The organism is Synechococcus sp. R8-2, from assembly GCF_047461715.1.
Taxonomy (GTDB): domain Bacteria; phylum Cyanobacteriota; class Cyanobacteriia; order Thermostichales; family Thermostichaceae; genus Thermostichus.
The window spans coordinates 1-10,481 of the sequence record NZ_JANSHQ010000276.1; the positions used below are offsets into that span (position 1 = coordinate 1).

General features: G+C 61.6%; 13 protein-coding genes. 11 read left to right on the top strand and 2 right to left on the bottom strand.

Annotation, left to right across the window (positions count from 1 at the left end; genetic code table 11):
- Positions 1–603, top strand: a 603-nt coding sequence (locus NW819_RS07205; RefSeq protein WP_414413340.1) for a hypothetical protein, incomplete at its 5' end; no start/stop codon positions are given.
- A gap of 364 nt (positions 604–967) precedes the next feature.
- On the opposite strand, the gene NW819_RS07210 is transcribed toward NW819_RS07205, so the two are convergent.
- A complete protein-coding gene (locus tag NW819_RS07210) occupies positions 968–2,029 on the bottom strand; it encodes a carboxypeptidase-like regulatory domain-containing protein (protein ID WP_414413341.1) in 1,062 nt (353 codons plus the stop codon).
- An 88-nt stretch (positions 2,030–2,117) separates the two neighbouring features.
- The gene (locus NW819_RS07215; RefSeq protein WP_414413342.1) at positions 2,118–4,166 is read right to left on the bottom strand and encodes a carboxypeptidase regulatory-like domain-containing protein; all 2,049 of its coding nucleotides are present in this window, start codon (positions 4,164–4,166) and stop codon (positions 2,118–2,120) included.
- 165 nt (positions 4,167–4,331) lie between these two features.
- Here NW819_RS07215 and rpmJ point away from each other — a divergent pair, with 165 nt between their 5' ends.
- The 10 genes from rpmJ (at position 4,332) to prfA (ending at position 10,326) form a co-directional block, all read left to right on the top strand.
- Complete coding sequence (rpmJ, locus tag NW819_RS07220) at positions 4,332–4,448, top strand: 50S ribosomal protein L36 (RefSeq protein ID WP_011433187.1); 117 nt, start codon at positions 4,332–4,334, stop codon at positions 4,446–4,448.
- Between the two features lie 218 nt (positions 4,449–4,666).
- Positions 4,667–5,050 carry a 30S ribosomal protein S13 gene (rpsM, locus tag NW819_RS07225; RefSeq protein WP_011433188.1) on the top strand — a complete coding sequence of 128 codons (384 nt, stop codon included), beginning with the start codon at positions 4,667–4,669 and terminating at the stop codon, positions 5,048–5,050.
- A gap of 84 nt (positions 5,051–5,134) precedes the next feature.
- On the top strand, positions 5,135–5,521 hold the full coding sequence (gene rpsK / locus NW819_RS07230) for a 30S ribosomal protein S11 (protein WP_011433189.1): 387 nt from the start codon (positions 5,135–5,137) through the stop codon (positions 5,519–5,521).
- 134 nt (positions 5,522–5,655) lie between these two features.
- Positions 5,656–6,663 carry a DNA-directed RNA polymerase subunit alpha gene (locus NW819_RS07235; RefSeq protein ID WP_414331185.1) on the top strand — a complete coding sequence of 336 codons (1,008 nt, stop codon included), beginning with the start codon at positions 5,656–5,658 and terminating at the stop codon, positions 6,661–6,663.
- A gap of 95 nt (positions 6,664–6,758) precedes the next feature.
- Positions 6,759–7,109 (top strand): 50S ribosomal protein L17, encoded by a 351-nt coding sequence (gene rplQ / locus NW819_RS07240; RefSeq protein WP_011433191.1) that lies wholly within the window; start codon positions 6,759–6,761, stop codon positions 7,107–7,109.
- Between the two features lie 13 nt (positions 7,110–7,122).
- Positions 7,123–7,980, top strand: a complete 858-nt coding sequence (gene truA, locus NW819_RS07245; RefSeq protein ID WP_414409114.1) for a tRNA pseudouridine(38-40) synthase TruA — start codon at positions 7,123–7,125, stop codon at positions 7,978–7,980.
- A gap of 45 nt (positions 7,981–8,025) precedes the next feature.
- The gene (gene rplM, locus NW819_RS07250; RefSeq protein ID WP_414413343.1) at positions 8,026–8,481 is read left to right on the top strand and encodes a 50S ribosomal protein L13; all 456 of its coding nucleotides are present in this window, start codon (positions 8,026–8,028) and stop codon (positions 8,479–8,481) included.
- The gene (gene rpsI, locus NW819_RS07255; protein WP_011433194.1) at positions 8,478–8,888 is read left to right on the top strand and encodes a 30S ribosomal protein S9; all 411 of its coding nucleotides are present in this window, start codon (positions 8,478–8,480) and stop codon (positions 8,886–8,888) included. Before rplM ends, rpsI begins: the two co-directional genes overlap by 4 nt.
- A 76-nt stretch (positions 8,889–8,964) precedes the next feature.
- A complete protein-coding gene (gene rpmE, locus NW819_RS07260; protein WP_414351133.1) occupies positions 8,965–9,189 on the top strand; it encodes a 50S ribosomal protein L31 in 225 nt (74 codons plus the stop codon).
- 54 nt (positions 9,190–9,243) lie between these two features.
- Positions 9,244–10,326 (top strand): peptide chain release factor 1, encoded by a 1,083-nt coding sequence (gene prfA / locus NW819_RS07265; protein ID WP_011433196.1) that lies wholly within the window; start codon positions 9,244–9,246, stop codon positions 10,324–10,326.
- The last annotated feature ends 155 nt before the right edge of the window (positions 10,327–10,481 follow it).

Below are 10,481 nucleotides of genomic sequence, written 5' to 3' on the forward strand. Positions count from 1 at the left end.
TTAGCGGGACGGAGTCCTTTGGGATTGCTGCTGGCCGTCTTTGTGGGAACTCTCTTGTTCTGGCCTCAACAGCTCATTCTGCGCTACCGCAAACCCTGGCAGGGCCCCCTTGCCTGGATCTGGAAATGGCACGGGTGGGGGGGGTGGACTGTGCGGGGCAGCCGCCGTGGTTGGGAATGGCGTTGGGGATCCCTGCGCCTTCGCGGGCGTTGGCCGGTACAGCGGGGAGAACCTCGCTCCCTCGGAGATTGGCCGCGTTATTGGCCCTACCTGTGGAAGCTGGGCAAGCAACTTCGCATTCAATCCCGGCAAGGCGGCGTAGAAATTGGCTTTGCCGATCCGGCTTTGACGGGGCAATGCTTGGGACTAATCGCCGCTCTACCCCCTCAGTTGGCCCAACACCTGCGCTTGACCTTCGCTCGCATCGGTTGGCACGGATGGGGATCCCTGGTGGTTCGGTTTCGCGGCTGGCAGGTGCTGGGGCTGGCCTTGAAACTGGGGTGGCTCGCCCTATCGCGCCATCGGAAGGGATCCCCAGCAAAAATAGCCCATGGGACAGCTGGCGTCAGGAGCAAAGCGCTGGGGGGGGAACTGCAGCGCTGACGCGGTCAGGCCGGCTGCAGCGCCGGGCAGCAATTCAACAGAGGCATGACCTACCCGCCTCCCCCTTCGCCCTGGCCGTTGGTAGGGGTGGGGGCAGGTGCTGCAGGGATAATCGGCGGCACAATGTACTGGCGCAGGCAGCGTCGCTGCAGACAACTGCAAAACCAGATCCAAGCTTTGCAAGCTCCTGTTGTGGCGGCTCCTCGCGCTCTTCTGGCTCTTTCGGCTCCTCCTCCCGCCCTTCATCGGGGGGCAGCTCTTCTCGCCACTCTTCGGGCGGCTCCTCCCGTCGTTGCTAGACGAACTCAGAGGACAATCCCTTTCACGACAACAGAAGAGATCCCGGAGCTGTTCTGCTTAAGACCTAGGGAGTCGGCGTGGCAGGGGGAATGCGCAGCTCCACAGCCGTGTCCAGGCGGGAGCGTGGGGGTGGGGCTTCTCCCTGAGCCAGTTCTAGGTATTGGGCCAGCGGGTGATTTTCCTTCCAGCGGGATCCCACCTCAGCAGCCATCTGGGTGACTTGGATTTGATAAAGCTGGGCCAGCTCGGCAGCATTGAGGTTGCTCCGCTCCACCTGATCGCGACTGGCCTCGGCCAGGATATCTACCACAAGGTTGCCTTGCTCATCAAACCGCCACAGTTCCAGGCGGCTGCGGGAACGCAGGCTCAGCTCCGTTGGCGAAGCCGGTCGGGTGAGGACATCGACGCGGGCGATGACGATGGCTTCCAGGCCCAGGTAATCGAAAAATTGGCCCACCGCCTCCGGCTTGCGGCGATCCCACTCAAACAGCTCGTAGATGGGCCAGCCCACCTTCTGCAAAATGGGCTGAATGCGACGGTTGTCCAAAGGCACCACCTTCTCGCCGTTGGGGATCAAGCCCAGACGCACCGCCTCTATGGCCAGGCGCTGGCCCAACAGTTGGGTATGCTCCAACCCTCCCACCCCCAAAATGCCAAGGCGACGGCGGGGTTGAGGCCGAATCGGCACCTGCAAAACCACATCCACAGGGGTGGTCAGGCCCGCTTGCAGGAGGATCTCCTGCTCTGCCTTTTCATAGTCGGGGTGCCACACCGTCAACAGCCAACGCCCGGCTGGGGCTTGGTCTAGCTCAAAAGCGCCCCGCTCATCGGTTTGAATCGGCTGATTGGGGTTCTCCATGCCCTCCAACTGCACCTGTGCCCCCGCCACAGGTTGCCCCACGCTGTTGCTCACCTGCCCCACCAGCCGCGCCGTTCCCTGGGGCTGCCCTTTGTCTTGAAAGGGAAACAACGGCGTCAACCGCGGAATGGGGGTGGCCGGAGCCTGAGCCAGCGCTCCTGAAGCCAGTGCCAGCCAGCCGCAGAGGGCCAGACTGCCTGTTCGCGAGAGCGTTGCGTAGCGATAGCTAATCCTGTGCCGGAGAGGATGAAAGAAGAAAAAAGGCATGGCGAAGGTTGCACCCGGTAGTAGCAGTCGGTTCTATTCTGCTCCGCCCCCCTGACGCGAACAGGGCAAGATCCTGCTGCAGGGATCCTCACCCAGAAAAGGGGTTGTTGGTTTGCCATTGTTGGACAAACACCGGCACCATGTTGCGCACCTGCAGCCGAAACAGGCCCGCTGCCGCATCTTCAAACATCGGATCCCCGCCCACATCATCCCGCCCATAGGCTTCGTAGTAGCGAGCCCGATCCCCAGGCCGATCCCTCTGCAAGTCCACCACCACCACCACCCCGCGGCTGCGCAACTGGTTGGGGGTGAAGTTGGGAATTTCCACCGGCACCGTCGGGGCCACAAAGCGTAAGGCCGTATTCAGCAGAGAGTTGCCCTGGCGGTTGTAGTCCCGCGAGATCTGCATCTGGGTCAAGAGGATATAGCGCAATCCCAGGGCATCCCCGATCACCTTCAGCTTGGCCAAATCGGAGGTGTAGCGCTCATCCCGATCCAACAAAGTCAGGCCCTGGGTGAGGGGCAGAAGCGGCTCAAACCGAGGATCCGGCCCCAAAGGCCCCTTCAAGAGGATCACCGGTCGCTGGGGCTGCAACTCCTTCAGGGCCATGCTGAGGTGGCGGGCCAGCTCATCCGAGTAAACGGGTTCATCCGGCAAAAGGCCAATGCCCTCCGGCTGGCGGGTCGGTTCCCCGGGCGGCAGGCGAATATCCTGAGTGGAGACAAAGCCGGCCCGGACTTCCACCTGGGTGCTGGTCAGCGGAAAACCCGGCACCTCCACATCCACCAAATACAGGCCGGCCGGCAGTTCCGGCAGCACATAAGTGCCGTCGGCAGCAATGCGGACGGTTTGCCTGGGTTGGGTTGGCGTGGCGGCCAGGTGCAAAACCCCGGTCTGAACGGGTTGGCCGGCAATATCCAGCACCCGCCCGGTCACCACACCCGCTCCTTCCGGGGAGAGGGCTCCTTCCTGCTGGCTGGCTTCCCCATTTGAGGGCTCCGTCCCACCATTGCGGACGGCAAGGGCCGCCTGTTCGCGAGAGCGTCGCGCGGCGATAGCTTGGGCTTCCACATTCTGCAAACGGCGCAAGGCCGGGATCCCTGCTGCCACCACCCACAGATCCCGACCGTCTAACATCACCAGACCCGTCGGTTGTCCCTGCAGCCGCAGTGAGGCTGCCAATCGCCCCGTCTGCAAATCCACCAGTTGCAGGCGGTCGCTATCGCGGGAGGTCACGTAAGCCCAACGTCCATCCGGGGAAAGGGCCAGCCGCGTCGGTCGCCAATCCAGGCCAACCCGCTGCAGGGCCTCGCCGCTGCGGCTCAGATCCAGCACTGTTAGATCTTGGCTGCCGGAGTTGAGCACCACCAAGCGTTGCCGTTCCGCATCCAGGGCCATGGCTTCCGGAGTATGACCGCCCCGCCAACGGGCCAACAGCTCCCCATTGTCCGGGTTGACCACCAGCAAGCTGAGGGGATCCTCCCCGGCTAGGCCCACAAACAGGGATCCTCGCTGCGCATCGTAGGCCAGCGCCAAGGGGGGGCCGGGCATCGGCAAATTGCGGGCTTGCGGCTGCTCTGAGGGGTCGCTTTGGCGTTTGTGCTCCGCACCGCTGCTGCGAAGGGGAGCAGCCATCACCGCCAAACTCTGGGCAGAGGGCAGGGAGGCAAAAACCCGCCCTGTGGCCCCATCCACGGCAATATCCAAAACCCCTGCCGGCAACCCATAAGCCTGAATCAGCTCCCCCGTCAGCAGATCGAGGGCCACCAGCCCAGGGGCATTGGGGCCAGAGGCGTAGACCACCTGCCGTGCCTCATCCACCCGCACCACACTGGGAGCAAACCCCACCGCCACCTGCCACAGGGGATCCCCGCTGGCCCCATCCAGCAGGGTCACGGCCTGCTCCTCCAACAGCCCAACCGCAACCCAGCCCCGATCCGGTACCCCATCGATGCGATCGGCAGAGCTGCGCAACGGCAAAAGCCAATCCCCCTCTGTCCTCAGGCCGTTCCCATCCGCAGAAAAGTTCCTCCCAGCAGAGGAAGAGCCTGCCTCCGGCGAAGGGATCCCTTGCCCCAACACAGGGGATCCCAGCCCCAGCACACCACTCAGCACAACCAGCCATTGCCACCGCATGGCCTTCTCCACCCCACAGTCGCGCCTACTTTGACTCAGGAGATCCTCGCCCAACCAGCATAGCCAACCCGACTGTCCGCTCGCTGTCAGCAAACCCAAACACATTTTGACAGGTTGCCCAGACGAACATAGAATGGATATTCGCTGGTTTTGTCAGGATCAACCATGAAGGTGCGGCCTTCCGTCCGTCGGATCTGTGAGAAATGCCGAGTCATCCGCCGCCATGGTCGGGTGATGGTGATCTGTTCTTCCAACCCCAAGCACAAGCAGCGGCAGGGCTAGAGGTTCGATGCAGGATGTGTCCAGCCTGCAATGGGAGACAGAGGCAAAGGCTTCCGACACAACCGAGCAAAACGTTGGCTAGACCTCTCGGTGAGCATGGATCCCAAGACCGGCATCTCTACAGCAACATTGAATGAGGATCCCATCTCAGGCAGGCAACTCAATCCTTACTGGGCAAGTGTGTTCGAGTTGGTTTGATTTGAAAGGTACCCCTGACTATGGCACGGATTGCGGGAGTTGACATCCCCCGAGAAAAGCGAGTGGAGATTGCCCTGACCTATATTTACGGCATTGGGCTGACCCGCTCCCGCCAAATTTTGGCGAAGACCGGCATCAATCCGGATACTCGTACCCGCGACCTCACCGACGCTGAGGTGGCCGCCCTGCGAACGGTGGTGGAGGGCGAATACCAGGTGGAAGGGGATCTGCGCCGCCAGGAGGCGATGAACATCAAGCGGCTGATCGACATTGGCACCTATCGAGGTCGTCGCCATCGCCTGGGTCTGCCCGTGCGTGGTCAGCGCACCCGCACCAACGCCCGCACCCGCAAGGGGGTCAGGAAGACGGTGGCCGGCAAGAAGAAAGCTCCTGCCAAGAAGTAGTCGCTCGGCTTTGCGCGGAAGGCAAAACTCTTCCACCATCCCGAATCCCAACCCCAAACAGTCGATTGCAAGGACACCTGGATCATGGCTCGGCAGCAACGGCGCGGACGTAAAGTCAAAAAGAACATCCCCAATGGGGTGGCCTACATTCAGTCCACCTTCAACAACACCATCGTCACCATCACGGATCCCAACGGCGATGTGGTGTCTTGGGCCTCGGCAGGTTCTACGGGCTTCAAAGGGGCCAAAAAGGGCACTCCCTTCGCCGCCCAAATGGCAGCAGAAAGTGCGGCGCGTCAAGCCATGGAGAACGGCATGCGCCAGATCGAAGTGATGGTGAGCGGGCCGGGAGCCGGTCGAGAAACCGCCATTCGCGCTCTACAGGCAACGGGCTTGGAAATTACCCTGATTCGAGATATCACCCCCATTCCCCACAACGGTTGCCGTCCCCCCAAGCGGCGGCGTGTCTAAAGGATCCCGCGTTGAGGGCCGGTCGAGCGTCTGTAGGAGTTTGCTCCAGAGCTACAGGTCTGCCCAAGCGTGAGATGACCTCGAAGTTTCATCAGTTCTCCAAACGGATGTCGAGCCAGACGGACGGGGCCACCATGACGATTCAAACCAGCCGAACCCTCTCCCACTCTCTGGGCAGCAGAGCGAGCGCAAGTGCTGTTGCCTACCAGACCGAGTGTGTTGAATCTCATCGGGATGATAACGGCGTTCACTACGGCAAATTTGCTCTGGGGCCACTGGAGCGCGGCCAAGGGATCACGGTGGGCAACGCTTTGCGGCGGGTGTTGCTCTCCAATCTGGAGGGGACGGCGGTGACTGCTGTACGCATTGCCGGGGTGACCCACGAGTTTTCCACGGTGCCGGGGGTGCGGGAAGACGTGATGGAGATCCTTCTAAACATGAAGGAGCTGGTGCTGCGCTCCAGTTCCCCCGAGACTCAGGTGGGCCGCTTGGTGGCTCAGGGGCCAGGGGAAGTTACTGCTGAGAAGCTGCAATTGCCCAGCGATGTGGAGGTGATCAACCCCCGTCACCACATTGCCACCCTGGCGGAAGGGGCGATTTTGGAAATGGAGTTCATGATTGGCCGGGGACATGGCTACCGCGCCGTCGATTACTCCGACAGCAAAGCGATGGCGATTGATTTTCTGCAGATCGACTCTGTCTTCATGCCGGTGCGCAAGGTGAACTACGCTGTGGAAGCAGCTCGGGTGGGCCAATTCCTGGAAAAAGATCGGCTAGTATTGGAAATCTGGACCAACGGCAGCCTCACCCCGCAAGAGGCCCTCAGCCAAGCGGCCCGCATTTTGGTGGGCTTGTTCGCACCGCTGCAGGAGGTCAGCTTCGATGCTCCTGTGCCGCCCAAGCCAGACGAGGACAACCAAAAAAACCAGATCCCCATCGAGGAGCTACAGCTCTCGGTACGGGCCTACAACTGTCTGAAGCGAGCTCAGATCAACACGGTGGCCGATCTGCTGCTCTATACCGAGGAAGATCTGCTGGAGATCAAAAACTTTGGCCAGAAGTCTGCCGAAGAGGTGGTGCAGGCTTTGAAAGCCCGCTTTGGTCTGACACTGCCCCGCACCCGCGAAAAAGGCAAGGCCTAGAGTTTAGGTTCCGTCTCAAGCATCTGCACCGCTAGCACAACCGCGTCAAAACGCAAGGATCCCCGAAGAGTGTAGGACACAAGACAGAGGTTACCATGCGCCACCGCCGTCGTACCCCCCACCTCAATAAGCCCGCCGACCAGCGCAAGGCCCTGATGCGGGCGCTGACCACGGCTCTGCTGCGGGAAGGGCGGATCACCACCACCAAAGCCCGCGCCAAAGCCATTCGGGCCACCACCGAGAAGATGATCACCCTGGCCAAAGAGGGATCCCTGGCGGCGCGGCGACAGGCGCTGGCCTACATCTACGACAAGGAGCTGGTGCGCTCCCTGTTTGAGCAGGCTCCTGAGCGCTACCGGGATCGGCCCGGTGGCTATACCCGCATCTTGCGCACCGTGCATCGGCGGGGGGATGGAGCAGAAATGGCGGTCATCGAGCTGGTGTAGCGGAAAGGGATCCATGCCGTACCGTCGCATTGCCCTGAGAATTCAGTACCTCGGCAGCAGGTTCTATGGCTGGCAGCGCCAGGCAGCCCGCCGTACCGTGCAAGGGGTGCTGGAGGAGGCGATTGCGTCGCGGGCGGGGCATCCGGTAACCCTCTATGGGGCCGGTCGCACCGATACGGGGGTTCATGCTGCAGGCCAGGTGGCCCACTTCGACACCACCTCCGGTATCCCTGCGGCGGAGTGGTCGAGGGTGCTGAACGACTGTCTGCCGGAAGATGTGGTAGTGCTGGCTTCTGCTCAAGTGCCTGACTCCTGGCACGCCCGCTTTTCGGCTCGCTGGCGCCGTTACCGCTACCTGATCCTGAACCGGGAGCGACCGGATGTGTTCTGGCGCCTCTTTAGCTGGCAAGTGCGTTGGCCTCTGCAGGTGGAGCCGATGGCGGAAGCCCTGAATTCCCTGCTGGGGGAGCACAGCTTGGAAGCCTTCCGGCGGCGGGGATCGGATCGGCCCCACTCGCGGGTACAGGTGCAGGAGGTGCTCTGCCAGCGGCTGGGGGACTTGATCAGCATCGAGGTGCAGGCCAGCGGCTTCCTCTACCGGATGATGCGGCTCTTGGTGGGATCCCTAGAGGTGGTGGGCCGGGGCCAGCTCAGCCCGGCACAGTTTGTCCACCTGTGGCAACACAACGACTGGAGCCAGATGCGCACCCGCTACAGCGCTCCTCCGCAAGGGCTGTGCCTGACGGATGTGGGCTATGCTGCGGATCCCTTCGGTCAACAGTTCGCCCACTCGCTGCCCTTTTGGGCCTTGCCCACAGAGCCTCCCTCCGCCCTCCGGTCGCCGGCTGCGTTGGCCCATTCCTGCGGTTGATCTGGGCGATCTCTAAGCTTGTCCTGATATGTTTCCTTGCCTGCCATGAACAAAACTCCCCTTCCCAACCCCGAAACTCTGGCGCCCCGCTGGTATCTGGTGGATGCTGCCAATCAGCGCCTGGGCCGCTTGGCCGCCGCTGTGGCCACCCTCTTGCGGGGTAAGCACAAACCGGACTTCACCCCTCACCTGGATACGGGGGACTATGTAATTGTGATCAACGCTGAGAAAGTGGTGGTCACCGGCAAAAAGCGCACCCAAAAGCTCTACCGCCGCCACTCCGGCCGTCCCGGCGGCATGAAAGTGGAAACCTTTGCCCAACTGCAGGCGCGGCTGCCGGAGCGGGTGGTGGAAAAAGCGATCAAGGGGATGTTGCCCCACACCCGGTTGGGCCGGCGGCAATTCACCAAGCTGAAGGTTTACGCCGGGCCAAACCACCCTCATGAGGCCCAGCAACCCCAGGTTTATCCCCTCAACACGATCCCAGGAGCCAAAGCATGACTCAAGCGAGCAGCCAACGAGCCGTTTATTGGGGAACGGGACGCCGCAAAACCGCCGTTGCCCGCGTGCGTTTGGTGCCCGGCACGGGCAAAATCATCATCAACGACAGGCCGGGAGACCAGTATCTGCAGTATCAAGAAGCCCTGCTGGCCAGTGTGAAGGGGCCGCTGGAGATCCTGGGACTGGAAAACTCCTACGACATCTTGGTGCGAGCCCATGGCGGCGGCGTTCACGGCCAGGCGGATGCGATCAAGCTGGGGGTGGCGCGCGCCCTCTGCGAGGTGGATCCGGCCAATCGCGGCCCTTTGAAAGTAGAGGGTTATCTGAAACGGGATCCGCGCGCCGTGGAGCGGAAGAAATACGGCTTGCGCAAGGCCCGCAAGGCTCCCCAGTACTCGAAGCGCTAGGGATCCCTGCCGTTGTTTTTAGAGGAAGATGTTGATAGACAAGGGTATAGAAACAGGCCCAGAGGAGGAAAGGGTTATGCCCAAGAAAGGATTGCACCCGCAGTGGTATCCAGAAGCCAAAGTCATCTGCAACGGCGAAGTGGTGATGACGGTGGGATCCACCAAGCCGGAGCTCAGGGTGGATGTTTGGTCGGGCAACCATCCCTTTTTCACCGGCAGCCAAAAGATCATCGACAGCGAAGGCCGGGTGGAGAAGTTCATGCGCAAATACGGCATGGGAGGTGGCAAAAAGGCCAAGTAGAGGTTCCCCCCTCCGGGTGTGGGCAACGCTTGGATCCCTGGGTATTGCGAGTCTATGGCTTCTGCTCAACTGATCGACCAGCTTAAGAATGTCGAAGCCACCTTTCAGGAGCTGACGGTGCGCTTGGCGGATCCGGACGTGGCCACGGATCCAGCTGAGCTGCAGCGGATTGCCAAGGCCCGCTCCTCCTTGGAGGCCACCGTCCAGGCTTTTCACGACTGGCAAAAGCTGAATCGCGATCTGCAACAGACGGAAGAACTTTTGCGGGAATCGGCCTCCGACCCGGAGCTGGAGGCGATGGCAAGAGCGGAACTTGAGCAACTGCGGGCCCGCCAAGAACAACTGGAGGAAAAGCTCACCCTGCTGCTGCTGCCCCGGGATCCCAACGACGACAAGAACATTATGTTGGAGATTCGCGCCGGCACCGGTGGGGAGGAGGCGGCGCTGTGGGCGGCGGATCTGGCCCGCATGTACACCCGCTACGCCGAAAAGCTGGGCTGGTCGGTGCGTCTGGCGAGCCTCTCGGAAGGAGAGCTGGGGGGCTACAAAGAGGCGATCCTGGAGATTCAAGGGGATCAGGTGTACAGCAAGCTCAAGTTTGAAGCTGGCGTGCATCGGGTGCAGCGGGTGCCCGTCACCGAAGCGCAAGGCCGTGTCCACACCTCGACGGCCACGGTGGCGGTGATGCCAGAGGTGGACGAGGTGGAGGTAGTCATCGACCCGAAAGACATCGAAATCAAAACGGCACGTTCCGGGGGGGCAGGCGGCCAAAACGTGAACAAGGTGGAGACGGCGGTGGATCTTCTCCACAAGCCCACCGGGATCCGGGTGTTTTGTACCGAGGAGCGTTCCCAGCTGCAGAACCGCCAGCGGGCCATGCAGATTTTGCGGGCCAAACTCTACGAGATGAAGCTGCAGGAGCAACAGGCCTCCATCAGCTCTGCTCGGCGCATGCAGGTGGGAACGGGATCCCGCTCGGAAAAAATTCGCACCTACAACTACAAGGACAACCGCGTTACCGACCACCGCCTCAACCAGAATTTCCCTCTGCAGCCCATCTTGGATGGGGAGCTGGACGACTTGATCCAAGCTTGTATTGGCCTTTACCAAAAAGAGCTGTTGGCGGAGCTATCCTAGGCCAGACTGAGTTACCGCCAGCGGATGGGATCCCTTCTCGAGGACCTTTCCTCTGTCGAGCTAGCGGTAGAATAAATACCCACGTCGAGTGCCTAAACCCCCATGCTGGCCGAATACCGCCAACACGCCGCTGCCCGCGAGGCCCAAGGGATCCC